The organism is Citrobacter sp. Cf072 (genome assembly GCF_030334485.1).
Classification (GTDB): Bacteria; Pseudomonadota; Gammaproteobacteria; order Enterobacterales; family Enterobacteriaceae; genus Citrobacter; species Citrobacter freundii.
Genome location: NZ_JAOWDX010000045.1, coordinates 51,826 through 76,771, shown reverse-complemented (window position 1 = coordinate 76,771; position 24,946 = coordinate 51,826). Strand labels below are relative to the sequence as shown.

At 54.3% G+C, this 24,946-nt stretch carries 23 protein-coding genes; 8 read left to right on the top strand and 15 right to left on the bottom strand.

Features of this window, described 5'->3' with window-relative positions:
• Nucleotides 1–52: 52 nt before the first annotated feature.
• From iscX to trmJ, 9 genes are all read right to left on the bottom strand, one after another.
• Nucleotides 53–253, bottom strand: coding sequence for a Fe-S cluster assembly protein IscX (gene iscX / locus OGX66_RS12780; protein ID WP_003037694.1), 201 nt, complete (start codon nt 251–253; stop codon nt 53–55).
• 11 nt (nt 254–264) lie between these two features.
• Entirely contained in the window at nt 265–600 is a 336-nt protein-coding gene (gene fdx, locus OGX66_RS12775) for an ISC system 2Fe-2S type ferredoxin (protein WP_003037690.1), read from the bottom strand.
• A 1-nt stretch (nt 601) separates the two neighbouring features.
• A complete protein-coding gene (gene hscA / locus OGX66_RS12770; RefSeq protein WP_003838439.1) occupies nt 602–2,452 on the bottom strand; it encodes a Fe-S protein assembly chaperone HscA in 1,851 nt (616 codons plus the stop codon).
• A 15-nt stretch (nt 2,453–2,467) separates the two neighbouring features.
• Entirely contained in the window at nt 2,468–2,983 is a 516-nt protein-coding gene (gene hscB / locus OGX66_RS12765; protein ID WP_003838436.1) for a co-chaperone HscB, read from the bottom strand.
• A 108-nt stretch (nt 2,984–3,091) separates the two neighbouring features.
• Nucleotides 3,092–3,415 carry an iron-sulfur cluster assembly protein IscA gene (gene iscA / locus OGX66_RS12760; RefSeq protein ID WP_003037681.1) on the bottom strand — a complete coding sequence of 108 codons (324 nt, stop codon included), beginning with the start codon at nt 3,413–3,415 and terminating at the stop codon, nt 3,092–3,094.
• A gap of 20 nt (nt 3,416–3,435) precedes the next feature.
• Entirely contained in the window at nt 3,436–3,822 is a 387-nt protein-coding gene (iscU, locus tag OGX66_RS12755; protein WP_002913991.1) for a Fe-S cluster assembly scaffold IscU, read from the bottom strand.
• Between the two features lie 25 nt (nt 3,823–3,847).
• On the bottom strand, nt 3,848–5,062 hold the full coding sequence (gene iscS / locus OGX66_RS12750) for a cysteine desulfurase (RefSeq protein WP_088903178.1): 1,215 nt from the start codon (nt 5,060–5,062) through the stop codon (nt 3,848–3,850).
• A gap of 112 nt (nt 5,063–5,174) precedes the next feature.
• Nucleotides 5,175–5,666, bottom strand: a complete 492-nt coding sequence (gene iscR / locus OGX66_RS12745) for a Fe-S cluster assembly transcriptional regulator IscR (protein ID WP_003037674.1) — start codon at nt 5,664–5,666, stop codon at nt 5,175–5,177.
• A gap of 173 nt (nt 5,667–5,839) precedes the next feature.
• On the bottom strand, nt 5,840–6,571 hold the full coding sequence (gene trmJ, locus OGX66_RS12740; protein ID WP_003838431.1) for a tRNA (cytosine(32)/uridine(32)-2'-O)-methyltransferase TrmJ: 732 nt from the start codon (nt 6,569–6,571) through the stop codon (nt 5,840–5,842).
• A 118-nt stretch (nt 6,572–6,689) separates the two neighbouring features.
• On the opposite strand from trmJ, the gene suhB reads away from it, so the two are divergent.
• Complete coding sequence (suhB, locus tag OGX66_RS12735) at nt 6,690–7,493, top strand: inositol-1-monophosphatase (protein ID WP_003037670.1); 804 nt, start codon at nt 6,690–6,692, stop codon at nt 7,491–7,493.
• 72 nt (nt 7,494–7,565) lie between these two features.
• Here suhB and OGX66_RS12730 read toward each other — a convergent pair whose 3' ends face one another.
• Together OGX66_RS12730 and OGX66_RS12725 are read right to left on the bottom strand one after the other, a co-directional pair.
• A complete protein-coding gene (locus tag OGX66_RS12730) occupies nt 7,566–8,546 on the bottom strand; it encodes a nickel/cobalt transporter (RefSeq protein ID WP_044714633.1) in 981 nt (326 codons plus the stop codon).
• Nucleotides 8,537–9,175: a DUF1007 family protein gene (locus tag OGX66_RS12725; protein WP_049002465.1), complete on the bottom strand. Its 639-nt coding sequence runs from the start codon at nt 9,173–9,175 to the stop codon at nt 8,537–8,539. The genes OGX66_RS12730 and OGX66_RS12725 overlap by 10 nt, the downstream gene beginning before the upstream one ends.
• A 420-nt stretch (nt 9,176–9,595) precedes the next feature.
• On the opposite strand from OGX66_RS12725, the gene OGX66_RS12720 reads away from it, so the two are divergent.
• The 7 genes from OGX66_RS12720 (at nt 9,596) to csiE (ending at nt 17,981) form a co-directional block, all read left to right on the top strand.
• The gene (locus OGX66_RS12720) at nt 9,596–10,579 is read left to right on the top strand and encodes an autoinducer 2 ABC transporter substrate-binding protein (RefSeq protein ID WP_003037665.1); all 984 of its coding nucleotides are present in this window, start codon (nt 9,596–9,598) and stop codon (nt 10,577–10,579) included.
• 103 nt (nt 10,580–10,682) lie between these two features.
• Entirely contained in the window at nt 10,683–12,191 is a 1,509-nt protein-coding gene (locus OGX66_RS12715) for a sugar ABC transporter ATP-binding protein (protein ID WP_060855377.1), read from the top strand.
• Entirely contained in the window at nt 12,184–13,173 is a 990-nt protein-coding gene (locus tag OGX66_RS12710; RefSeq protein ID WP_003037661.1) for an ABC transporter permease, read from the top strand. The genes OGX66_RS12715 and OGX66_RS12710 overlap by 8 nt, the downstream gene beginning before the upstream one ends.
• Before the next feature lies 1 nt (nt 13,174).
• On the top strand, nt 13,175–14,128 hold the full coding sequence (locus OGX66_RS12705; RefSeq protein WP_003037658.1) for an ABC transporter permease: 954 nt from the start codon (nt 13,175–13,177) through the stop codon (nt 14,126–14,128).
• A gap of 17 nt (nt 14,129–14,145) precedes the next feature.
• On the top strand, nt 14,146–15,783 hold the full coding sequence (locus tag OGX66_RS12700) for an FGGY-family carbohydrate kinase (protein WP_046670152.1): 1,638 nt from the start codon (nt 14,146–14,148) through the stop codon (nt 15,781–15,783).
• Complete coding sequence (locus tag OGX66_RS12695) at nt 15,780–16,379, top strand: KpsF/GutQ family sugar-phosphate isomerase (RefSeq protein WP_003838425.1); 600 nt, start codon at nt 15,780–15,782, stop codon at nt 16,377–16,379. The genes OGX66_RS12700 and OGX66_RS12695 overlap by 4 nt, the downstream gene beginning before the upstream one ends.
• A gap of 324 nt (nt 16,380–16,703) precedes the next feature.
• Entirely contained in the window at nt 16,704–17,981 is a 1,278-nt protein-coding gene (csiE, locus tag OGX66_RS12690; protein ID WP_003037652.1) for a stationary phase inducible protein CsiE, read from the top strand.
• Here csiE and OGX66_RS12685 read toward each other — a convergent pair.
• The 4 genes from OGX66_RS12685 to OGX66_RS12670 all read right to left on the bottom strand — a co-directional run bounded on the left by OGX66_RS12685 (nt 17,976) and on the right by OGX66_RS12670 (nt 24,834).
• A complete protein-coding gene (locus OGX66_RS12685; protein WP_003037650.1) occupies nt 17,976–19,124 on the bottom strand; it encodes a 3-phenylpropionate MFS transporter in 1,149 nt (382 codons plus the stop codon). The genes csiE and OGX66_RS12685 overlap by 6 nt on opposite strands.
• An 88-nt stretch (nt 19,125–19,212) precedes the next feature.
• The gene (locus tag OGX66_RS12680) at nt 19,213–20,055 is read right to left on the bottom strand and encodes an aldose 1-epimerase (protein ID WP_286511612.1); all 843 of its coding nucleotides are present in this window, start codon (nt 20,053–20,055) and stop codon (nt 19,213–19,215) included.
• Nucleotides 20,055–21,494 carry a sugar porter family MFS transporter gene (locus tag OGX66_RS12675; protein WP_003838420.1) on the bottom strand — a complete coding sequence of 480 codons (1,440 nt, stop codon included), beginning with the start codon at nt 21,492–21,494 and terminating at the stop codon, nt 20,055–20,057. The genes OGX66_RS12680 and OGX66_RS12675 overlap by 1 nt, the downstream gene beginning before the upstream one ends.
• A 73-nt stretch (nt 21,495–21,567) precedes the next feature.
• A complete protein-coding gene (locus OGX66_RS12670; RefSeq protein ID WP_270934439.1) occupies nt 21,568–24,834 on the bottom strand; it encodes a DUF5107 domain-containing protein in 3,267 nt (1,088 codons plus the stop codon).
• Nucleotides 24,835–24,946: the final 112 nt, after the last annotated feature.

The following is a 24,946-nucleotide window of genomic DNA, read 5'->3' as shown; positions in this document are numbered from 1 at the left end:
CCTTATTTTCGCGCATACAGGAAAACGGGCCACCCGTGGGCAGCCCGTTGACTTATTCGGCTTCGTCCAGCCAGACCAGCAAAATGGCCTCAAGGATTTTTTCGTTCGATGCCTGTGGATCATCATCGAACTCTTCCAGGTCACAGATCCACTGGTGCAGATCGGTGAAACGAACGGTCTTGGGGTCGAGATCGGGGAACGCGTCGTACAGCGCCTCGCCGATTTCACGGCTATCGGTCCACTTCAGTCCCATACTACCCTCTGTTAATGCTCACGTGCATGATTGATTGTGTAACGTGGGATTTCGACCACTAAATCGTCCTCGGTGACGCGTGCCTGACAGCTTAAACGGCTCTCCGGCTCCAGTCCCCAGGCTTTATCCAGCATGTCGTCTTCTTCTTCTGTGCTTTCCGGCAAAGAATCAAAACCTTCACGTACGATGCAGTGGCAGGTTGTGCAGGCACAGGATTTTTCACAGGCGTGTTCAATCTCGATACCGTTACGCAGGGCAACGTCAAGAATGGTTTCGCCGGTCTCAGCTTCCAGAACTGCGCCATCGGGACAGAGATCCTGATGAGGCAAAATAACAATCTTTGGCATATTAAACCTCGTCCACGGAATGGCCTTTCAGCGCGCTACGGACGGACTTGTCCATGCGGCGAGCAGCGAATTCCTGGGTTTGTTTGTCTACGTTTTTAATGGCTTGTTCTATCGCGTCAACATCGTCACCCTGTGCAACCTCGCTCAAATGCGCGGCGGCGGTGTCGATAGCCTGACGTTCTGCGGCGCTTAACAGCGCGGCATCAGCGTTCAACGCACCGGATAAACTTTCCAGTACGCGTGCCGCTTCGACTTTCTGTTCTGCCAGCATACGGGCTTTAACGTCCTGCTCGGCAAAACTCATCGAATCCTGAATCATGGAGGCGATTTCACTGTCGGTCAGACCGTAGGACGGTTTAACCTGAATTGAGGACTCAACGCCGGTGGATTTTTCCATAGCGGTGACGCTCAGCAGGCCATCGGCGTCCACCTGGAAGGTCACGCGGATGTGTGCGCCGCCAGCTGGCAATGCCGGGATGCCGCGCAGCGCAAAACGCGCCAGTGAACGGCAGTCCTGCACCAGCTCACGCTCGCCTTGCATTACGTGAATGGACATCGCGGTTTGGCCATCTTTAAAGGTGGTAAAGTCCTGCGCGCGCGCCACCGGAATCGTGGTGTTACGTGGGATCACTTTCTCCACCAGACCGCCCATGGTTTCCAGTCCCAGGGACAGCGGGATAACGTCCAGCAGCAGCATTTCGCTGTCCGGTTTATTTCCGACCAGAATATCTGCCTGGATTGCCGCACCAATAGCGACCACTTTGTCCGGGTCAATAGAAGTCAGCGGCGTACGGCCAAAAAATTCACCGACACGTTCACGCACCAATGGCACGCGAGTTGAACCACCGACCATCACCACTTCCAGCACATCCTGCGGCTCCACGCCCGCATCTTTCAGCGCGCGACGGCAGGCCAGCAGCGTACGCTTGACCAGTGCGGAAATGAGTTCATTAAAGGTTTCACGGGTGATTTCACCCTGCCATCCCGCCACGTTAACCGTTACAGAATCAGCGTCGCTAAGCGCGATTTTCGCTGCAATAGCGGCATCCAGCAGTTCGCGCTGTACGCGGTTATCGCTACGGTCGGCCACGCCAGCCTGCTCGCGAATATAATCGGCCAGCAGATGGTCAAAATCGTCGCCGCCGAGCGCGGAATCACCGCCGGTCGCCAGCACTTCAAACACGCCGCGGCTCAGGCGCAGAATAGAAATATCAAAAGTACCGCCGCCAAGATCGTAGACCGCAATCACGCCTTCCTGACCGGAGTCCAGACCATAGGCAATCGCTGCTGCGGTCGGTTCGTTCAACAGACGCAATACGTGCAGGCCCGCCAGACGCGCGGCATCTTTGGTCCCCTGACGCTGTGCATCGTCAAAGTAAGCCGGAACGGTGATTACTACGCCATCCAGTTCGCCGGACAGTGATTCGGTTGCCCGCGCGGCCAGCGCTTTCAGAATATCCGCGGAGACGCGCACCGGATTAAGCAATCCGGCAGCGGTTTCAATCATCGGCAAGCCGTTTTCGCTTGCCTGGAACGTATATGGCAGATGCGGGTAACGCGCCTGGATATCCGCCAGAGAGCGGCCCATCATGCGTTTTACCGAACTGACGGTGTTTGCCGTATCCAGCGCAGCATTGGCGCGGGCATCGTAACCGACAGAATAACCCTGCTGCTGATAGTGAACCACTGACGGCAACAGGTGGCGACCTTCATGGTCTGCCAACGTTTCGGCCTGGCCGCTGCGTACGGTCGCAACCAGGGAGTTGGTGGTGCCTAAATCGATACCTACCGCCAGACGACGCTGGTGCGGCGCGGCGCTCAGACCAGGCTCACTAATTTGTAATAAGGCCATTTTCGCTTCCGGAAATTAAAAATCGAGCAGTTTTTCTTCGAGTTGTTCTGCACTGCTTCGCAGTTTATCGAGAAAACGCAGCTTACGCACGGTATCTGCCGCTGCGTCCCACGTCTCGCTATCCAGCTGTTCCACCATCAGTTGATGACGAACGTTATACATTTCGCTGACGCGCTGCATAAACGCATCTAAACGTTGACTGTCTTTTGCCTGTTCAATTTCGTCCAGCTCTTCCCGCAGCTCCAGTTGTTCCATCAGGAACGCGGTATCGCGCACCGTGTGCTGCTCGCTGCGGATATCAAAGCCGTGTAAAGACAATAAGTATTCGGCGCGCATCAAAGGATGACGCAGCGTTTGCCAGGCCTGGTTGATCGTGGCGGACTGCGAAACCGCAGCAAGTTGTTCCGCCTGGGAACCGCTGGCAAATTTATCAGGATGATACTGACGTTGTAGATCCTGAAAACGTAGGCTCAGCGCCTGAGTATCGAGCTGATAACGGGCCGGCAAGCCAAAGAGGGTGAAGTAGTCCATAACATTCTCAGGGCATCGATTCTCTGTTGTTCACGGGAGCAAAACCAGAGAGTCAGGTAAAACAAACCCCACGCGCAGGCGACCACGGTGGGGTTATCGGTAAGCGCGTTACACGTGGAAGCTTTCGCCGCATCCACATTCGTCTTTCACGTTCGGGTTAGTAAACTTAAACCCTTCGTTCAGACCTTCTTTGACGAAGTCTAACTGCGTACCGTCGAGGAATTGCAGGCTCTTACCGTCGACCACAACTTTAACGCCTTTGTCTTCAAACACGGTATCTTCAGCCGCCGGCTCGTCAACAAATTCCAGTACATAGGCCATACCTGAGCAGCCGGAGGTTCTCACGCCCAGACGCAGACCAAACCCTTTACCGCGGTTTGCCAGGAAGGTATTTACACGCGCTGCTGCACTGTCGCTTAAGGTAATCGACATAATAAAACCTCAACTCTTAATTATTTTGCTTCACGTTTGCTTTTGTAATCCGCAATCGCGGCTTTAATCGCGTCTTCAGCCAGAATAGAGCAGTGAATTTTCACCGGTGGCAGTTCAAGCTCGTCGGCGATATCGGTGTTTTTAATCGCCTGTGCTTCGTCCAGAGATTTCCCTTTTACCCATTCGGTAACCAGAGAGCTGGAAGCAATAGCGGAACCGCAGCCGTAAGTCTTGAAACGCGCGTCTTCAATGATACCTTCATTGTTGACTTTAATCTGCAACTTCATCACGTCGCCACAGGCTGGTGCACCCACCATGCCGCTGCCCACGTTCTCGTCGCTGTTGTCAAAAGAACCCACGTTACGTGGATTCTCATAATGATCGATTACTTTTTCGCTGTAAGCCATGCTGAATTCTCCTTATCGGTACCGATTAGTGATGTGACCATTCAATGCTGTTCAGATCCACGCCCTGTTTGTACATTTCCCACAGCGGAGAAAGGTCACGCAGGCGGCCGATGGAGTTGCGAACCAGATTAATGGCGTAGTCAATCTCTTCTTCGGTAGTGAAACGACCTAAAGAGAAACGAATTGAGCTATGTGCCAGCTCGTCGGTCATCCCCAGCGCGCGCAGCACGTAGGATGGCTCCAGGCTTGCAGAAGTACATGCAGAACCGGAGGATACAGCCAGATCTTTCAGCGCCATAATCAGCGATTCGCCTTCAACATAGTTGAAGCTAACGTTGAGAATGTTCGGTGCGCCCTGCTCGAGATCGCCGTTAAGATACACTTCTTCCATATCTTTCACGCCGTCCCACAGACGGTTACGCAGACTGCGCAGGCGCGCCATCTCGGTTTCCATCTCTTCTTTAGCGATACGGTAAGCTTCACCCATGCCGACGATCTGGTGCACAGGCAGCGTACCGGAACGCATACCGCGCTCGTGACCGCCGCCGTGCATCTGCGCTTCAATACGAATACGCGGTTTACGACGCACGTACAGCGCACCGATACCTTTCGGACCATAGATTTTGTGGCCGGAGAAGGACATCAGATCAACTTTCAGTTGGCTCAGATCGATAGGCAGTTTGCCCACGCTCTGGGTCGCATCAACGTGATAGATGATGCCGCGCGCACGGCACATTTCGCCGATAGTCGCGATATCCTGCACCACGCCGATTTCGTTATTCACGTGCATGATGGACACGAGGATGGTGTCGTCACGCATTGCCGCTTCAAGTTCTTTCAGGTCAATAATGCCGTTACGCTGCGGGGCGAGGTAGGTGACTTCAAATCCTTCGCGCTCCAGCTGACGACAGGTGTCCAGCACGGCTTTGTGTTCGGTTTTGCTGGTGATGATGTGCTTGCCTTTTTTCTGATAAAAGTTGGCTGCACCTTTAATCGCCAGGTTATCGGATTCAGTCGCACCGGAAGTAAAGACGATTTCACGCGGGTCAGCGCCCACGAGGTCAGCAATCTGGTTACGGGCGATATCTACCACCTCTTCAGCCTGCCAGCCGAAACGGTGTGAACGAGACGCTGGGTTACCAAAGTTTCCGTCCAGGGTCAGACACTGCATCATTTTCTCGGCAACACGCGGGTCCACCGGCGTGGTTGCGGAGTAGTCGAGATAGATCGGTAATTTCATTGCTCTATAAACTCCGTACATCGCTTCAATGCAAGGAATCAGGCAACCGGCTGGATGTACGACCGAGTTAACGGGGTGTGTAACACCCCGGCCTGATTCTAAAATACTTTTATTATGCGCGTAACTTAACGTCGATCGCGTCTTGTGCACGATTAGTGCGTGGAGCGTCATGGGTGTGCTGGCGACCAGACACATCCAGGACTTCCTGATTATTCACCAGTTCGCCCAACGTAATGTTGTTGAGGAAACCGGTCAGACGATCGCTCAGATCGCGCCACAGCGCGTGGGTCAGGCATTTATCGCCGCCCTGACAACCGCCTTTGCCCTGGCAACGGGTCGCATCTACAGACTCGTCCACAGCGCTGATTACTTCACCTACTGCGATGCTGCCGGCATCTTTACCCAACAGATACCCGCCGCCTGGTCCACGTACGCTGGAAACCAGACCGTTTTTACGCAAACGGGAAAACAGCTGCTCCAGATATGACAGGGAAATTCCCTGACGTTCAGAAATATCAGCCAACGGTACCGGGCCCGTTTCGGAGTTGAGCGCAACGTCCAACATTGCGGTCACGGCATAACGCCCTTTTGATGTCAGTCTCATGTCTTACTTAGCCTCAAACTCGCCCCTGCCCGGGGTTTTTTATTGTAAAATGGGGGTATTGCATAGCAGGGGCAAGTCTGACATTCCCGACTAAATCAGTCAACTATTTACTTGACTAATTTAGTCAGGTATTTAACCTTCAGTGCCATTTTTACTTGCCGGAGGCGTTACGTTTACTTGCCTTTATTCTGTTGCTCAATTGAAGCTAAAATTCCGCGCAAAATGTTCAGCTCCTGGCTCTCAGGACGCGCACGCGTAAACAGACGGCGCAGCTTGTTCATCACCTGCCCCGGATGCCCTTCACGGATAAATCCGGTCGACAGCAGCGTTTGTTCCAGATGACCGTAAAAACGCTCTAAATCATCGACCAGCGGATACTCAGCTTCTTCGTATTCTGCGGTCTTCTCACTTTCCTGCGTTGCCAGCCAGGCCATGCGCACTTCATAAGAGATGACCTGCACCGCCATCGCCAGATTAAGCGAACTGTATTCCGGGTTCGCGGCAATAGCGACGTGGTAATGGCACTTCTGCAGTTCTTCATTCGTCAGGCCAACACGTTCACGACCAAACACCAGCGCTACGGGCGAATTCGTCGCTTCAGAGACGCTTTTTAAACCGCATTCACGCGGATCCAGCATCGGCCACGGTAGCGTACGGGAGCGCGCACTGGTGCCTACTACCAGGCTGCAACCTGCCAGCGCTTCATCGAGAGTATCGACAATCTGCGCGCTGCCAATTACATCACTGGCACCTGCCGCCAGAGCGATGGCCTGAGAGTCCGGTTTAACCAGTGGATTTACCAGCCACAGATTGGTTAAACCCATGGTTTTCATTGCGCGGGCTACAGAGCCCATGTTGCCAGTGTGAGAGGTTTCCACCAGCACGATTCGAATATTTTGCAGCATTGTATTTCTTCGGCTAAAGATTATTCGGGCATATTATCATAAAACGAAGACATATTCCGAACTCGCTGCTATACTCTGCGCCGTTTTCCCGTTCTTTAACATCCAGTGAGAGAGACCGATGCATCCGATGCTGACCATCGCCGTGCGCGCAGCGCGCAAGGCGGGTAATGTAATTGCCAAACACTACGAAACCCCAGACTCTGTAGAAACCAGCCAGAAAGGCAGCAATGATTTCGTGACTAACGTCGATAAAGCCGCCGAAGCGATTATTATCGAAACTATTCGCAAATCTTACCCACAGCACACCATCATCACCGAAGAAAGTGGTGAGCACGCAGGTGAAGATCAGGATGTTCAATGGGTTATCGATCCACTGGATGGCACTACTAACTTCGTAAAACGTCTGCCGCACTTCGCGGTATCTATCGCAGTACGCATTAAAGGCCGTACTGAAGTCGCCGTTGTTTACGATCCAATGCGTAACGAACTGTTCACCGCCACTCGCGGCCAGGGCGCACAGCTGAACGGCTATCGTCTGCGTGGCAGCACCGCCCGCGATCTGGACGGCACCATCATCGCCACCGGTTTCCCGTTCAAAGCGAAGCAGCACGCCGCTTCTTACATGAAAATTCTTGGTAAAATGTTTACCGAGTGCGCTGACTTCCGCCGCACAGGTTCTGCTGCGCTGGATCTGGCTTACGTTGCCGCTGCGCGCGTTGACGGTTACTTCGAAATCGGTCTGAAACCATGGGATTTCGCAGCAGGTGAGCTGATTGCACGTGAAGCTGGCGCACTGGTTTGCGACTTCACCGGTGGTCATAACTACCTGGCAACCGGCAACATCGTTGCAGGTAACCCGCGCGTTGTTAAAGCCATGCTGGCTAACATGCGTGACGAACTGAGCGATGCGCTGAAGCGTTAATCTGCTGTGGTGCCGGATGCGACGCTTTCGCGTCTTATCCGGCCTACAAGTCATACCATTCCGCTCACTAATCTAAAATGGTCTTATCCCTCGCCCTACCGGCACCGCGCTCATCCACATAACTACCGCAGCAACAATAAGCACCGCACCACCGGCTAACGCCAGCGTCGTCCAGCCAATCTGTCGCCACAGCACCGGCGCTTTATGCCCGCTAATTTTCACCGCCAATGAGCGAAAGCTATGTACCAGCAAAGCCAGTGACGTAATCGTCAAAGAGGTTCCTGCCGCCATCGCCAACGCCGACGCCATACCCCAGCTAAAGACGCCAACCACTTTACTGAACAGCAGCACCATAATTGCGCCAGAGCAGGGACGCATGCCCATAGAGAGAATAATCATCAACCGGGCGCGCCAGTCATCGCCGCTTTGCAGTTGTTCCTGGTTGGGCAAATGCTGATGCCCGCAGCCGCAGCCCTCGTGATGCACATGGTGCGGCGTAAAGGCGGTGAATTTCGGGCGCATCAGCAGCTGGCGCAATTTCTTCAGCGCACGGACACACAATAAAACGCCCAACATGCCAACCAGCGCATAACTTCCTTTCTCCAGCCAGAAACTGCTCATATGCAGCTGTCGGGCAGGCAGTTGCAGCACCGTGAGGACTACAACCACCAGTCCTATTGCCACCAGCCCCTGCAATAGGGAAGACGCCAGCGTCAGCCCAATGCTCGACTTGAGCTTCGACGGATGCGTCGCAAGCCAGGTCGTGATGACGATTTTGCCGTGCCCCGGCCCCAATGCGTGCAATACCCCATATATAAAGCTAAACAACAGCAGAGATCCGCCCGCACGTGTGGGGTTCGCGGCAACCGCTTTCAGCAACCCGCTCATCTGCTGGTTAACGTCGCGCTGCCAGACGACACTGTGCATCATTACCTGAGGCCAGGCTTGCCACAACCACAGCCCCCCGCCTGTCGCCAGCAACAAAAAGACCGCCAGCGGCCATAGCGTGAGCCAACGGCGTCTGGCTGCGCGTTGTTGATAAACTACTGACATTGCAGCGTCACCGTCTGTGCAAACTGTTTACCCAACTCCATATCCTCCGGCGGTGCGTCTTCTTTATCCAGCGACTGCGCAAAACTTAACATGTGTTCATTCGGCGTCGGCGTATGCATTGAAATATGGCATTGCTGGCTTATGGTCTGCGAAAGTCGGGCGTCGCTGTCTTTGTCATAGCTCATATCGACGTAGTAGGTCGGATCGAAGGTTGAAATAGTATATTTTTGACCGCTCAGTGGTTGAGCTTCGGCCAGCGGCAGAACGAACGTCAGCACCGCCTGGTGTTCTTCACGCGCCATGCCATATTCCGTCGGTCTGTTTTTAAACTTTACCTTTTTCCCATCGTGCCACACTTCGGTGAAATAGTGCTGCCCGAGAACGTTGGCCATCACTTCCGCCGCCAGTTTTTTCCAAATTTCATCACCAGGTTTAGCATTCCCCGCGTCGTAAAGCAGATCCGCCGACGTGATTTCATCCATCGTCCAGCGCATTTTTAGCGCGACGAACCGATCATTTTCGCTCACAACTTCGGTTTTCAGATGAATAAAGCTGTGGGGATGCGCACCTGCGCCAAAAGACAGGACAGCGAGAAACAACGTCATAATGATACGTTTAACGCCTTGCATGAGTTCTCCACGATAAAAATCAACACCGCCACAAATAATGATGCCGTATTTGGCGCAAGTGTGCCGAGGATATCATTGAACGAAAAAAAGTTGAGCACCCTTTTCCGGTATCGATTCAGTTCTCAATTTCGATAATTTCTTCTTCGGGAAATTCCACCCAAACACCTTTTCGGCGTCAAATCTTAAGTAAAATGATAATAAAATGTTAATTAATAGTTTCATTTTAATGTTTTATTAACACTTAATTTGAACGCTTGAATCTAAAACCATGCTAATTTAACCAATTGTTAACTATTTTGTTTCCATAAATTCACAATAGTGGGCGTATATCACATTCTCCAAACTTATGATTCATTCCCTCTTCCATTCGTTGTTAACTTCACGCCGTGACATGTCCTGCCCCCTACGAAAGGTACAACTATGAAATTCAAACTCGCATTACTCAGTGCAACCCTGGTTTCTGCATGCATGTTGTCCGGCACGTCCTTTGCGGCGGAAAAATATGAAATTGCTGTGGTTGCAAAGGTCACCGGTATTCCCTGGTTTAACCGCATGGAAACCGGCGTTAACGAAGCAGCAAAAAAACTGGATGTGAACGCTTACCAGACCGGTCCATCTACGCCGGATCCGGCACAGCAGGTCAAAGTGATTGAGGATCTGATCGCCAAAAACGTCAACGCAATCATCGTGGTACCGAACGATGCCAAGGTTCTTGAGCCAGTACTGAAAAAAGCGCGCGATAAAGGCATTGTGGTCCTGACGCACGAATCCCCGGACGAGCAAATCGGTCAGTGGGATATCGAAACCATCGATAGTGAAAAATACGCACAAGCCAACGTCGATGAGTTAGCGAAAAATATGGGCGGCAAAGGCGGGTATGCAATCTATGTTGGTTCGCTGACGGTCCCACTGCATAACGCGTGGGCGGATTATGCAATTAAGTACCAGAAAGAAAAATATCCGGAAATGTTCGAGGTCACTTCACGCCTGCCGGTCGCGGAAAGCATTGATAAATCCTACGCCACCACGCTAGATCTGATGAAAACCTATCCGCAGATGAAGGGCATTATCGGCTTCGGCTCACTGGGTCCAATTGGTGCGGGTCAGGCTGTGCAGAAAAAACGCGCCAAAGATAAAATTGCCGTTGTCGGGATCGCCATGCCAGCGCAGGCTGCGCCTTACCTGATGCGTGGAGATATCAAAAAAGCGCTGCTGTGGGATCCAAAAGATGCGGGCTATGCGCTGGTAACGGTTGCCGATCAGCTGTTGCAGGGCAAAGAAGTCAATGCAGATCTGAGTATCGATGGTTTAGGGAAAGCCGATATCGACACGGAGAAGAAAGTGATCCGCTTTAACAAGATCCTCGAAGTCACCAAAGACAACGCACAATCACTTGGTTTCTAAGGCTTTAGCCAACACCAGGGAACCTTAACGCCGACCGTCTGGTCGGCGCTATCAACCAAACTAACACTCAGCGTCCGTCAGGGCGCTCGCAGGGGTATTGTCCATGGCAGACACCACCGCATTTATCACTCTTGAGAATATCAGCAAACAATTCCCGGGCGTGCTGGCGCTGGATAACGTGAATCTGACGCTGAGAAAAGGCGAAGTTCACTGTCTGGCGGGTCAAAACGGCTGTGGTAAAAGTACCATTATTAAAGTGATCTCCGGGGTTTATCACCCGGAAAAAGGCGCGCAGATTTTACTCGACGGAAAATTGTTCCATCACCTGACGCCGCAGCTCTCTTCCCATTATGGCATTCAGGTTATTTATCAGGACCTGTCGCTGTTCCCCAACTTTAGCGTCGCAGAAAATATCGCGGTCAACCGCTATCTGCCGGGCGGTGATATCTGGGTGCGTCGTGGTGCTATGAAACAGCAGGCGCTGGCAGCCATGAAACGTATCGGGGTGAATATCGATCCCGATAAAAAAGTAGAAAAACTCTCGATTGCCGACCGACAGCTGGTCGCTATTTGCCGAGCAATTGCCGCCGATGCGCGTCTGGTGATTATGGACGAGCCCACCGCCTCGCTAACCCGCCAGGAGGTCAATGGTCTGCTGAAGGTGGTTAACGAACTGAAAGCGGCTGGCATTTGCGTGGTGTTTGTCAGCCATCGTCTGGATGAAGTAATGGAAGTGGCAGACCGTATCAGCGTCATGCGCGACGGCAAACTGGTGGGCACATATCCTGCCAGCGAACTGGACAGTCACGAGCTGGCTTTCCTGATGACCGGACAACGCTTCCACTACAGCCCGCTGCCGGAGAAATCATTCGACGATCGAGAACCCCTGCTGGAGCTGCGCAACCTCAGCCGCAGAGGCAAATACCAGAACATTAATCTGTCGCTGCATGGCGGCGAGATTGTCTCGATTGTCGGCCTGCTGGGCGCTGGGCGTACCGAACTTTGTTTGAGCCTGTTTGGCATGACACACCCGGAAAGCGGCGAGATGCGTATTAACGGTCAGCCGGTCACGCTTCGTAATAACCACGACGCCATTAAGCACGGGATCGGCTACGTCTCAGAAGATCGCCTGACGCAGGGGCTGATCATGGAGCAGTCGATTTACGACAACACCATCGTCACGGTGTTTGATCAACTGCACACCGGTAGCGGCTTGCTCGATCATAGTAAAGCGCAAAAGCTGGTCGCCGATTTAATCCGCGAACTGAATATCAAAGTGTCCGATCCGCACCTGCCGGTCAAAACCCTTTCCGGCGGCAATGCCCAGCGTATCGCCATTGCCAAATGGGTGGCGACCAATCCCCGCATTCTGATCCTCGACTCGCCTACCGTCGGCGTGGATATCGCCAACAAAGAGGGCATTTATCAGATAGCCCGCGATTTGGCGGAACAAGGTATGGCGGTGCTGATGATTTGCGATGAAATTCCGGAAGCATATTACAACAGCCACCGCGTGCTGGTGATGCGTCGCGGCAGACTGGTGGCGGAATTTAATCCTCATCACTGCCGTGAAGAGGAGATTGCTGAAGTGGTCGAGGTAATCAATGAATAAGATGCATCTGTCCCGTTTAATCGGGCAACATGAATTCTGGCTGGGCCTGCTGGTCGTAGCGCTGGCGGTTGGGCTAAGTGTCAGCACCGATGAGTTCCTCTCGCTCGGCAATCTGACAGATGTGGCCACCAGCTACGCGATTCTCGGCATTCTCGCCTGTGGGTTGTTTGTGGTGCTGATTTCCGGTGGGATCGATATCTCATTTCCGGCGATGACCGCGATTGCCCAGTATGCGATGGCCAGTTGGGTGATCGGCCACGGCGGCAACTTCGCTCTGGCGTTAACCATTGCGATTGCGGTGGGCCTGCTGCTTGGGCTGATTAATGGCTTCCTGGTCTACTGGCTGCGCGTTCCGGCAATCATCATTACCATCGCCACGCTGAACGTCTACTACGGCCTTCTGGTTTACGCCACCAAAGGCACCTGGCTGTACGGTTTCCCTGACTGGTTTATGAACGGCATTAACTGGTTCTCCTTCACCGCGGCAGATGGCTACGACTACGGCCTCACCCTGCCCCTGCTGTGCCTGGCGGCGGTGATCGTCTTTACCGCAGTGCTGATGAACTATACACGTCTTGGCCGTCAGGTTTACGCCATGGGCGGCAACCGCGACGCGGCCTCACGCCTGGGGCTGAATCTGCTGAAGCTGCATTTCTACGTCTATGGCTATATGGGCATTCTGGCAGGTGTTGCCGCCGTGGTTCAGGCGCAAATCACCCAGTCAGTTGCACCCAATTCGCTGCTCGGCTTTGAGCTGACGGTGCTGGCGGCGGTCGTACTCGGCGGAACCAGCATGAGCGGCGGGCGCGGTACGTTGACCGGAACCCTGCTCGGCGTTGTTTTGCTCGCCTTCTTACAAAATGGTCTGACGCTACTCAGCGTCTCCTCTTACTGGCACACCGTATTCAGCGGCGCCATTATCCTGGTCAGCATCAGTGCCACGGCCTGGAACGAAAAACGCAAACTGGCAAGGGAGCTTTGAGATGAAAACAATCGCCAGATTTTTACCCGGTGATGCCATCATTCGTCTGCAATGCGTCATTATTGTGGTCGTCGCCCTAGTTTTCTCAGCCCTGCTCGGCAGCCGTTTTTTTAGCGTCGCTAACTTCCAGTCGATAGGCTCACAGTTACCGATCCTCGGTATGCTGGCCCTCGGGATGGGTATGACCATGCTGACCGGCGGCATTAACCTGTCAATTATTGCCGGGGCGAACGCCTGCTCGCTGGTAATGGCAGCGATTATCGTTACCCATCCGGATAACCCGCTGTTTCTGGTGCTGGCGCTGCTGGCAGGTGCAGCCGTGGCGGTGGCTATCGGTACGCTCAACGGCGCGCTGATTGCCTGGGTCGGCGTCTCACCGATTCTCGCTACCCTCGGCACGATGACACTTATCTCCGGGCTGAATATTCTGCTCTCCAACGGGACGGTGATTTCGGGTTTCCCGACCGCCATTCAGTACCTTGGCAACGCCACGATTGCGGGTATTCCGGTGGCGCTGTTGCTCTTTTTCCTGGTGGCAATCCTGCTATGGGTACTGCTGGAGCACACCACGCTGGGGCGCAGTCTTTATCTCGTCGGCTCCAATGAACAGGCTACCCGCTACAGTGGTGTTAATACCGTACGGGTACAAATTTCCGTGTACGTGATTTCAGCCCTGCTCGGCTGGGTCGCCGCCATTCTGATGATGGCGAAATTCAACTCGGCAAAAGCCGGATACGGTGAGTCCTACCTGCTGGTCACCATCCTTGCCTCCGTACTCGGCGGCATCAATCCGGATGGCGGCTTCGGACGCATTATCGGCCTGGTACTGGCGCTGATTGTGCTGCAAATGCTGGAAAGCGGCCTTAACTTGCTGGGGGTCAGCAGCTATCTGACGATGGCGCTGTGGGGCGCGGTGCTGATCCTCTTTATCGCATTACAGAATCGTAAAGCCTGATTTCAGGAGAAAAAATTATGGCAAGTTACTTTATTGGTGTGGATGTCGGAACCGGAAGCGCCCGTGCTGGCGTGTTTGATCTCAACGGCAGAATGGTCGGCCAGGCCAGTCGGGCCATCGAGATTTACCGCCCGCAGGCCGATTTTGTTGAGCAGTCTTCCGATAACATCTGGCAGGCAGTGTGTAACGCGGTTCGCGATGCGATTAACCAGTCGGATATCAACCCTATCCAGGTGAAAGGTCTGGGCTTTGACGCGACCTGTTCACTGGTGGTGTTGGATAAAGAAGGTAAACCGCTGACCATTAGTCCGTCCGGGCGCAGCGAACAGAATATCATTGTGTGGATGGATCACCGCGCCATTACTCAGGCTGAGCGCATTAACGCCCTGCATCATCGGGTGCTGGACTACGTTGGCGGTATTATCTCCCCGGAAATGCAAACGCCCAAACTGCTGTGGTTGAAGCAACATATGCCCAACACCTGGGCCAATGCGGGATACTACTTTGACCTGCCCGATTTCCTGACCTGGCGCGCAACGGGCGATGACACGCGCTCACTGTGCTCGACGGTGTGTAAATGGACCTATATGGGCCATGAAGACAAATGGGATGACAGCTATTTCCGCCAGATTGGGCTGGAAGACTTGCTGGAACATGATGCTGCCAAAATTGGTCGCTACGTGAAAACCATGGGCGAACCGCTCGGTCATGGTCTTTCTCCGCGCGCCGCCAGCGAAATGGGGCTGATTCCGGGGACCGCTGTCAGCGTCTCGATCATCGATGCCCACGCCGGTACGCTCGGCACGCTCGGCGCGAGCGGTGTCTCTGGCGAGGTGGCGGATTTTGACCGCCGCGTCGCGCTGATTGGCGGCACCTCTACCGGACACATGGCGATTTCCAAAGAGCCGCGTTTTATCGGCGGCGTTTGGGGTCCTTACTACTCAGCAGTGCTGCCAGAATACTGGCTTAACGAAGGTGGACAGTCGGCAACCGGGGCGTTAATCGACCACGTTATTCAGTCGCATCCTTGTTACGAAACCTTGTTGACCCAGGCGAAATCTCAAGGGCAGACCATTTATGAAGTGCTGAATGCGCTGCTGCGTAAAATGGCCGGTGAGCCGGAAGATATCGCATTTTTAACCCGTGACATGCACATCCTGCCCTATTTCCACGGCAACCGTTCACCTCGCGCCAACCCAACGCTCACAGGCGCTATCACCGGACTGAAGCTGTCACGCACGCCGGAAGATATGGCGTTACAGTACCTCGCGACCATCCAGGCCATTGCGCTGGGAACCCGTCATATCATTGAAACGATGAATCAAAGCGGCTACACCATCGATACCATTATGGCCAGCGGCGGCGGGACGAAAAACCCGATCTTCGTTCAGGAGCATGCCAACGCCACCGGCTGTGCGATGCTGCTGCCTGAAGAGAGCGAAGCCATGCTGCTGGGTGGCGCCATGATGGGAACTATCGCCGCGGGCGTGTTCGATACCTTCCCGGAAGCAATGTCAGCGATGAGCCGGATTGGTAAAACGGTTACCCCGCAGACTAATCGCATTAAGCAGTACTACGATCGCAAATATCGGGTATTCCACGAGATGTATCAGGATCATATGAAATACCGCCAGTTGATGCAGGAGGACGCATGAGTAACTCCTGGTCTCAGGCCAGCGGCGTATTCCAGCTCTATAGCGATGCCCTGGCGGGTCTGGGGCAGCATCTGACTGAACCTGTCTGGCAGTCGCTGATGGCGGAGCTGCGCGGTTGTCAGGGCAAAATCGTCGTCACCGGCGTCGGCACCTCTGGCATTGCTGCGCGTAAAGTCGCGCATATGCTTGCCTGCGTGGAACGTCCAGCGATTTACCTCAACGCGACGGATGCAGCGCATGGCGATCTCGGTTTTTTACGCGCCGACGACCTGGTGATTATGCTGTCACGCGGGGGTAATTCGGACGAGCTCACCCGGCTGCTGCCCGGACTGGCTGCGAGGAATGTGCCCATCCTGAGCGTGACTGAAAACGCGGATTCGGCCATCGCGAAAGCATCGAAGCTAGTGATTTCCACTGGCGTTCAGCGAGAGGCCGACCCGCTGAACATGTTGGCTACCACCTCTATTTTACTGGTGCTGGCTATCTTTGACGCCGCCTGTGCCTGTCTGATGAGCGAGAGCGGTTACTCAAAGGAAACGCTGCTGGCGGTACATCCGGGCGGCGATGTGGGATTAACGTTGAGTCGTGAGAAGTAACGCCAGACAGCGGTTACGGAGGTAATGAATCTGTTGCCTCCGTCGTATTGCTACGTTCACTTTAGGTTTTTCACTTCTCTGCGATAGCATGTTCATACCTCCCTCCCCCAGCATTCCCCCCTCTGGCATTTTTTTATATCTCAACAAAAAGATAAAACAGTGAAAAAGCGGATTAACGCGCTGCGTTCCACTCCCGCTATCTGTTCCGCACGTTAAAAATTCTGTGACGCTCTCCAGCATTCCTGGTGGAAAGCATTCCATTCCTCAAATCTATGAGCAAACTTTAGCTATTCTTATCAAACATACTTACGGGAGACCCTACAGATGATGTCAACGCTTGCTCCGCCATCTGTACTATCCGCTCCCCAGCGCCGTTGCCAGGTTCTGCTGACGCTTTTCCTGCCAGGGCAAATCGCGACTACACAAACCTTCAGCAGCCTCAATGGTGTCGATGATGCCACGGTTCAGGAAGATATTATTGGCGCAGGGCTCGAAATCCAGCGCTATCACCGGCTCACGATAGCCACCGCGCAGAATGGTGGCTATGCGATCGAAGGAACCCCGCTAAATCAGCGTCTGTGTCTGTTGCAGTGGCTGCGTCGTGGCCTGCGGATTTGCCCTACTTTTATCGCTCAGCATTTCACGCCCACTTTAAAAATTGCTCTTAAACAACAAGGTATCGCACGTACGCTGTATGACGACACCAATCTGCATGCGCTCATCAATCTGTGCTCCCGGCGCTTACAGAAGCCGTTTGAGTGTCGTGACATCCAGTTCCTGCGCTTGTATTTACAATATTGCCTGCTGCAACATCACGCAGGGATCACCCCAGAGTTTAATCCACTCCAGCAACGGTGGGCACAATCCTGCGCGGAGTATCCGCTCGCCGAGGAAATTGGCCGCCACTGGCAGCGCCACGTCATGCAAAGTGCGCCGCTGGGCGAATCGCTGTTTATGGCGTTGTTATTCTCAATGATCCGCATCCCCGACCCGATCCGCGATAATCACCAGCAGGATCGCCGCCTGCGCCTTGCTATTGCGCGGCTGGTGCTGCGTTTTCGCGAGTATGGCAACGTGCGCTTCAGCGACGAGCAAGGGTTGAATGACCAGTTGTATATCCACCTGGCCCAGGCACTGAACCGCAGCGTGTTTGCCATCGGCATTGATAACACGCTACCGGAGGAGTTCAGCCGACTTTATCCCCGGCTGGTTCGAACTACCCGCGAGGCGATTCACGGCTTTGAAGCGGAATACGATGTCCAGTTTTCAGAAGAAGAGATCGGCCTGGTCGCCGTTATTTTCGGCGCCTGGCTGATGCAGGAGAAGGATTTGCACGAAAAGCAGATTATCCTGCTGACCGGTAGTAACGAACAACTTGAAGCGCATATAGAGCAACAGCTGCGCGAACTGACGTTGCTGCCGCTCAACGTAAAACATATGCCGATGCAGGACTTTCAAAAAGAGGGAGCGCCGCGTGGCGTAACGCTGATTATTACACCGTACACCACGCCGCTACCGCTGTTTTCTCCCCCGCTGATTCATGCGGATCTGGCGCTTACGTCTCACCAGCAGCAGCAGATCCGCAAAATCCTTGAATCATAACGTCGCAGGCTGCGCCACCACTTTCGGGCGCAGAACAATTGCCGGGAGCGCCACCAGCGCCATCACCCAGAATACGCCGCTGCCCAGGTTCTGGTACAGATAGCCGGCGAAAACGGTCATGATGGCGATACTGCCGCCCATCGCCACCGCAGAATATACCGCCTGGAGACGAATCACCTCACTGCCCTGTCGCGCAGCAATGTAACGCATCGCCGCCAGGTGGCAGACGGTAAACGTTCCACAATGCAGGATTTGCACCACAATCAGCCATGGCAGCTCTGTGCTCCAGCCCATCAGACCCCAACGCGCCACGCCGCAAACGGCGGAAAGCAGCAGAAGATCGCGAGCGCTAAAGCGGCGGAACAGCTTGTGGCTGAGCGCAAAAATAATCACTTCCGCCACCACGCCTAATGACCATAAATAGCCCACCGCCGAAGCGGAATACCCGGCAGACTGCCAGTAAATGGCGCTGAAACCGTAATAAGCTGCATGTGCGCCCTGCAGCAGACTCACGCAGGCCAGAAAACGCCAGCTTTGGGTTATTAGCGCGCGCCAGGCGGGCCATCCTGCGCTCTCCTGCTGACGGTTTTCACCCGCTGGTTGCACGCTCGGGCGAATCATCATGCCCAGCAGCATTGAGGCGGCGCCAAGCGATAACAGGACCAGGATCACCCGATAGTCGAACAGGCTCACCAGTTTGCCGGTCAACGCAGAGCCGATCACAAAGGCCACGGATCCCCACAGTCGCACCCGACCGTAATCCATGGTTATCTGTTTTTGCCAGGTGTTGGCCAGTGCGTCGGTCAGCGGCACCAGCGGCGAGAAAAACAGGTTAAAGCCGACCATCACCACCATCAGCCACGCCACGTTAGTCCCCGCCCAGAAGGCCAGCGCAAACACCAACGTCAACAAGGCCAGAATACGTAACGCTGAGATCAGCCGAGAGGGATCGCTCACACGCGGTGCAATCAGCAAGCTACCGAGAAAACGGGCAATCAGCCCCGCGCCCAGCAGTAAACCGATGGTTTCCGGCGTCAGCCCTAACCCTTCGAGCCAGACGCTCCAGAAAGGCAGAAAGATACCGTAGCTAAAGAAGTAGGTGAAATAACCGAGCGCCAGCCAGCGCGTGGAATGCAAAGCCATGAATCCCTCCCGTTTGGAGGCGATAGTCTGGCGACAAACGCAGGCTGGCGCAAGAGAGCATTAACAGGCAGATAACATGATTTTTGCCCTATTCGACGCTAATTTGCATCGCAAAATGGCAGCGTTCTCCCTGCGCTAAAACCTGCAATCCCGGCTGCCCCTGCATGTTGTGGGCATTCACCGGATGCGTTTGCGGCTCCAGGCACAGGAACTCCTCACCCGACATTCTGAACAGCATCAACCACGGAGTTTGCGCTAAAATCGTGACTTTCATCACATCTCGCTGAATAACGGCCCGCCCGCTCCAGCCAGAATATCCGACATTCAGCCAGCTATCCTCACCGTATTGCGCATGCTTAAAATCCGCCACTGCAGGGATATCGCGTTGCCAATCCAGCGGCAGATGCTGTTCCCCCTCCGGCCAGTAACCGCCGGCGGTGAACTGCGCCGTGCTGCGCTTATCAAAGGCGAAAAATGGATGGAACCCACAGCCGTAAATCATTGGCTGCTCACCGTAATGGGTGAGCGTCAACGAGGCGTGCAGGCTTGAGGTTTCCAGTTGATAACAAAGCCGCGCCGTATAGTCGTAGCCGCAGGGGTGCCAACTGCGCAACTGCAGCAAACAACCGCTTTGGGTAGCGGTAATAATCTGCCAGCGTTGCAGCCAGCCGTCACCGTGCAGGAAGAAAGTATCGTCTGCGCCATGTTGAGGTAAAACCACCTCTTCACCGCGCAGCATAAAACGATTTCCCGCCACCCGATTCGCGACCGGCAGCATCGGGAACAGGCCGCAATCACCAGGCTGCTGACCATGACCTTCGCGTAAAATGGCCTGTTGATGTTGTAACGAAACCAGGCTTAATAGAGAACCGCCCTGCGGATCGACGCACATCCGCAGATGTGCGTTTTGTAGCGTCAGCAGACCATCCATTAGCGGGCGCTTCGCGGTTGGGTTGATGCACCAACTTTTGTATGCTGCGCCGCCAGCTGTTCTTCCAGTGCTTCCAGCGTCACGCCTTTGGTTTCCGGTACATTACGCAGAACATAGATGAAGCCCATCGCGCAAATCACACCGTACAGCAGGAAGCTTCCCGACGCGCCCAGACTCGCATTGAGCAGCGGGAAGGTATAGGTCAGCAGGAAACAAGCAATCCACAGCGCCAGCGTCCCCAGCGACATTGCCAGCCCGCGCACGCGGTTGGGAAAAATTTCTGATAGCAGCACCCAGGTCACCGGCGCCAGCGTCAGAGCATAAATCGCGATTGCCGCCAGCACCAGAACCAGAACCGGCCAGCCCATAATGCCCAACCCGTACGCCCCGGCAATCAGTACGTAGATAACCGTCAATCCTGACGCGCCGAACAGCATCAGTTTACGACGGCCAATTTTGTCCACTAACGGCAGAGCGGCAAGGGTAAAGACCAGATTGATGATCCCTGTCGCCACGATCGATTTTAACGTACCGTTGATGTCGAATCCGGCAGAGGCGAAGATCTCCTGCGCATAGTTGAAAATAACGTTGATCCCACACCACTGCTGGAACACTGCCAGCACCATGCCAATAATCACGATCGGTTTGATCTGCGGTTGTAACAGCGTTGACCACGCGACCTTGTGATTATCTTTTTGCAGCGTATGTTCAATCTCTTTCAGCGTTTGCCCGGCATATTCCGCCGAACCAATGCGCTGCAGCATGGCACGCGCACGATCGGCTTTGCCCGCTTTCACCAGCCAGCGCGGCGATTCAGGTACAAAGAACATCAGCACCAGGAAAATTACCGCAGGCACTAATTCAGCACCAAACATCCAGCGCCAGCCTGTCTGACCGTTCCAGCTTTCAACAATTGCCTGCTGCGTAGCGCCTGTGGCAACAGGTTCGGCAATCATCAGGTTGATAAGCTGCGCCGCCAGCACGCCAATGACGATGGTGAGCTGGTTAACGGCAACAAAGCGACCTCGCTTTTCCGCCGGGCTGACCTCGGCGATATACAGCGGACTTAGCGCAGACGCCAGACCAATCCCCACGCCACCCACAATGCGATAGACAATAAACATATCGAAGTTACTGGCGACGGCAGTTCCCCAGGCAGAAGCGCTAAAGAGGATCGCTGAGAGAATTAGCGGCATTTTTCGGCCAAATTTATCGGCGCACCAGCCGGAAATCAGCGCGCCAAAGATACAACCAACCAGCGCGGAACTCATCGCCCAGCCGGATTGCGCCGGATCGGTAATCGAGAAATATGCTTCATAGAAGGGTTTTGCCCCGCCGATCACCACCCAGTCATAGCCAAACAGTAAACCTCCGCAGGCCGCAACCAGGCAGATAGTCCAGACGTAACCAATCTTTAAATGTGTCTGCGCGTTATTCATTATGATTCCTCTTTCAGGGAAACGCAGGGTACAGTAGGTTTCGGGTGAGGTTATCCCCCACCCGTTTCGAGTGTTACTGGAAAATCCTTACGTTAATGGCGTGACGCAGCAGTAATGCCTTGTCATGTGCCGGATTGAGTTGCAGGAGTTCATCAAGTTCACGCTGACAGGCGGCGCTATTTCCTAGCCCCAGATGCCCGAGCGCATTGATAAACAGGCAATGTTGCTGGTGTTTTGCTTCTGCTGAGGTATCCAGCACCACCAGGTCGGGTAGCGATACGGCAAAGAAATCAACATCCGGCACGTTGTCGTGATGCGACTCAACCCATTGCAGGAAGCTATTGAACAGAGCGTCCGCCTCTGAATCATCGCCAAGTTTTCTCTGCGCCATACCCTGCCAGAAGAGATAGTCCACTGGCTGGTCGTTGTAGTAACGTCCGGCATCCAGTGAGCTTCCGCCGCGCGTCGCACGGGAGAAGTAGCGCTGAGATTCTTCGAAATGGCCTTGCAGCTGCGCGCAATACCCCAGCAAATACCAGATGTCGTTATCCGTTTGCCCTGGCAAACGGCCTTCCCCGAGGTTTTGCGGATAGTGCAGCGCCTGTTGCAGTTGCGTAATAGCAGTTTGCGGGTCGCCGGACTGCACGGCAGCCAGCGCGCGATGTAATTGATTAAGCAGATATTGCCCGGTGGCTTTACCTTCACCGCCTTCCCACGGATGGAACACCCGCTCACGTAATACTGCGGCGGCATCGTCATAGCGCCCCAACCCATTCCACAAGCTGAGCAGTTCCACCGTCAGATCATCACGCTGGAAAACAATCTCTTTGCTGGCTTCCAGCCGCTGCAGACGCTGTTCAGCCGGTTGTGCCATCAGCTTGTTGAGATAGTCGAGTTCAAACAGGAAGCGGGCATTTTGCGGCTCCAGCGCCACGGCTTGCGACAGATACTGTTTCGCCTGCTGTGCATCGTGCAGTTTGTTCCAGGCGTAAATCCCCAGTAAACGATGCGCCGGAGCGAAATCCGCTTCCTGCGCAAGCGTGAACTGCCAGCAGGAAACCGCCTCGGCATAACGCCGTTTGCTGTACCAGAAACAGCCGAGTAAATAGCGGGCAAAAGCGCTTTGCTCAAGAGTTTGCAGCATCTGCACTTCATCCAGCGTATTGGGGAAACGCACGCGGTTTTGCAGACACTCACGAGCACGTTCAATGAAGGGTTGTGGATTATCGCTCAGCGAGGCGCGCCACAGCATCGGCAGCGTTTCCTGGCTGTCGAGCAGTTCCAGCACGCCACGGGCAGCATCCTTTTGCCCCAAAGAGGTCAGCCAGCCTGCCAGTTCACACGCGTTGGTCCCGCGACGCCCGGTAATCGAGATCAGCGCAAGCGCTGTCGCTTCGTCCTGGCAGATTGCCCAGCGTGCATAATGCAGGGTATAGCTCAGCGGATAATCCACCAGCTGTTGGCGAATGTAGTCCAGCGCTTGCGCATTGCGATCAAGCTTTGCCAGCGCCAGCGCTTTCAGCCCCATCGCCAGGTTATTACTACCGTTAAAGCGCAGGCTCTGCTCCACCTTTTCCAATGCGCCAGCGTAGTCCTGACGCTTCATCGCCAAACGCGCTAACGACCAGAAAGCCGCATCCCGGCAGTTGCCGCTCCAGCTGGCCTTATAATAATTATCCCACGCGCTGTCATCATCGCCTTGACGTTCCTGTGCGGCGGCCAGCAGCATACTCGCCTCGCCATCACGCGGATTTTTATTGAGCTTATGCGCCCGCTCCAGCGCCTTGCCGGCACATTGTGCCGCCAGCGCCCAGTCCGCGCGGTTTAGCGCCAGCGTCCCCAGGGCCACATTATTGCGGTAGTCCAGCGGATCAACGTCCAGCGCGCGGCGATAATAATCTTCGGCATAGCGGCTGGCATGGTTGTACTGCTCCAGATGCTGACCAATAAAATAGAGTTCATCGGTATTAGAAAGCGCTTCTGGCAGCGCTGGCGCGACGGCCGCCGATGGCAGTGGTAACTCTTGCGCGATGTGCTCTTCGTACTGCAAAAGCGTAATGCCATCGGCGCCAGTGACAGTCATCGTTACCCGCGCATGGTTATCGTCAGACACATCAGCCAGCCAGCTTTGTCCGGGCTCCAGGGTCAGCGTATGCTCATAGAACGGTTGTCCATCGGCAGAAAGCGTAATCTGCACGTCGTGCAGCGGCGCAATCGCATAAACGCCCACAGAAAGCTGGCTACGCTCACGTACCAGACGAAGCGCCAACTGCGTACTGGCATTTTGCACCATGCCCAGTTCGCTGTAGGGCAGGAAGTTTTGTACGAAGACTTTCTCTTCGTACGGCGCAAGCCAGGTGAAATCCGGCTGGTTGTCGGTAAAGACCCCAGTCATCAGTTCAATATAAGGACCGTTATCATCGGTAAGGTTACGATCCCAGGCAACGCCAAAGTCGCCATAGCCCCAGGTCCACTGTTTTTTCCCTGGCGAAACGTGGTGGTCAGCCACATGTAGCAGCCCGCCTCGCTCACCGTGATGCCATGCGCCAACAAAATCATAATCTGATTTTTCAGCCATGTAGGAGGTCGGTACCGGCACGTTTTTGTAGCGCGAGATATCCACGCCAGCCGAGTAGTCCACTTTATAGTATGTACCGGTGGCGATAGGAAACGCAGAAACATCACGCTTACCGTGGTCAAATACTGCGGTCACATCCGGCGGAAACACGCTCTGGTGATCGTCGCCGCCCTTCACCGCTGGATTCGCCCACCATAAAAAATGGCGCGGCGTAGCGTTACCGTTAAACACCTTCCCGGTTATCTCGATCAGGGCGCGATCCGGATACAGCGTAAATCCGGTCATCACCTGTAAACCGCGCATAGGTTCTACCTCACCCATCCATACGGTATATTCGCCGTGTTCACCCTGTTGCTGCGTAAAATCGACTGGCATAAAAGTGGTTGGGCGATGATGCTGCGGCCAGTTAAATTCAATGCCACCAGAGATCCACGGCCCAAGCAAACCAACCAGAGCGGGCTTCACCACTTCGTTGTAGTAGACAAAATCGCGCTGCTGAACTTTGTCATACGCTCGATGAATACGCCCGCCTAACTCCGGCAACAGCATGACGCGAATGAAGTCATTCTCCATCCACACCGCCTGATAGTCGCGCATTTCACGTTTGCCGGTCAGCGTATCAATCACGCCATACGGATACACCGCGCCAGAAGATCCCTGGTAAACCCGCTTTTCCAGAAACATTGGGTTGGCATCTTCTTCACCCGCCGTCCACGTTGGGAGGGTGATCGTTTCTTGCCAGACTTTAACTGAACCGTACATGCCGCTCTCCACTCAATAAGCAAAAGTAAAAATTCAACTTGATGCTATTCTGCGGCAGTTAAGTGGCGCTAAAATGCGCAATGCTCACGCAATATAGTTAAGGGAGTTAAGT

Coding starts and splice junctions, on each gene's coding strand:
- iscX (WP_003037694.1), bottom strand. CDS start 253: ATGGGACTGAAGTGGACCGATAGCCGTGAAATCGGCGAGGCGCTGTAC.
- fdx (WP_003037690.1), bottom strand. CDS start 600: ATGCCAAAGATTGTTATTTTGCCTCATCAGGATCTCTGTCCCGATGGC.
- hscA (WP_003838439.1), bottom strand. CDS start 2,452: ATGGCCTTATTACAAATTAGTGAGCCTGGTCTGAGCGCCGCGCCGCAC.
- hscB (WP_003838436.1), bottom strand. CDS start 2,983: ATGGACTACTTCACCCTCTTTGGCTTGCCGGCCCGTTATCAGCTCGAT.
- iscA (WP_003037681.1), bottom strand. CDS start 3,415: ATGTCGATTACCTTAAGCGACAGTGCAGCAGCGCGTGTAAATACCTTC.
- iscU (WP_002913991.1), bottom strand. CDS start 3,822: ATGGCTTACAGCGAAAAAGTAATCGATCATTATGAGAATCCACGTAAC.
- iscS (WP_088903178.1), bottom strand. CDS start 5,062: ATGAAATTACCGATCTATCTCGACTACTCCGCAACCACGCCGGTGGAC.
- iscR (WP_003037674.1), bottom strand. CDS start 5,666: ATGAGACTGACATCAAAAGGGCGTTATGCCGTGACCGCAATGTTGGAC.
- trmJ (WP_003838431.1), bottom strand. CDS start 6,571: ATGCTGCAAAATATTCGAATCGTGCTGGTGGAAACCTCTCACACTGGC.
- suhB (WP_003037670.1), top strand. CDS start 6,690: ATGCATCCGATGCTGACCATCGCCGTGCGCGCAGCGCGCAAGGCGGGT.
- OGX66_RS12730 (WP_044714633.1), bottom strand. CDS start 8,546: ATGTCAGTAGTTTATCAACAACGCGCAGCCAGACGCCGTTGGCTCACG.
- OGX66_RS12725 (WP_049002465.1), bottom strand. CDS start 9,175: ATGCAAGGCGTTAAACGTATCATTATGACGTTGTTTCTCGCTGTCCTG.
- OGX66_RS12720 (WP_003037665.1), top strand. CDS start 9,596: ATGAAATTCAAACTCGCATTACTCAGTGCAACCCTGGTTTCTGCATGC.
- OGX66_RS12715 (WP_060855377.1), top strand. CDS start 10,683: ATGGCAGACACCACCGCATTTATCACTCTTGAGAATATCAGCAAACAA.
- OGX66_RS12710 (WP_003037661.1), top strand. CDS start 12,184: ATGAATAAGATGCATCTGTCCCGTTTAATCGGGCAACATGAATTCTGG.
- OGX66_RS12705 (WP_003037658.1), top strand. CDS start 13,175: ATGAAAACAATCGCCAGATTTTTACCCGGTGATGCCATCATTCGTCTG.
- OGX66_RS12700 (WP_046670152.1), top strand. CDS start 14,146: ATGGCAAGTTACTTTATTGGTGTGGATGTCGGAACCGGAAGCGCCCGT.
- OGX66_RS12695 (WP_003838425.1), top strand. CDS start 15,780: ATGAGTAACTCCTGGTCTCAGGCCAGCGGCGTATTCCAGCTCTATAGC.
- csiE (WP_003037652.1), top strand. CDS start 16,704: ATGATGTCAACGCTTGCTCCGCCATCTGTACTATCCGCTCCCCAGCGC.
- OGX66_RS12685 (WP_003037650.1), bottom strand. CDS start 19,124: ATGGCTTTGCATTCCACGCGCTGGCTGGCGCTCGGTTATTTCACCTAC.
- OGX66_RS12680 (WP_286511612.1), bottom strand. CDS start 20,055: ATGGATGGTCTGCTGACGCTACAAAACGCACATCTGCGGATGTGCGTC.
- OGX66_RS12675 (WP_003838420.1), bottom strand. CDS start 21,494: ATGAATAACGCGCAGACACATTTAAAGATTGGTTACGTCTGGACTATC.
- OGX66_RS12670 (WP_270934439.1), bottom strand. CDS start 24,834: ATGTACGGTTCAGTTAAAGTCTGGCAAGAAACGATCACCCTCCCAACG.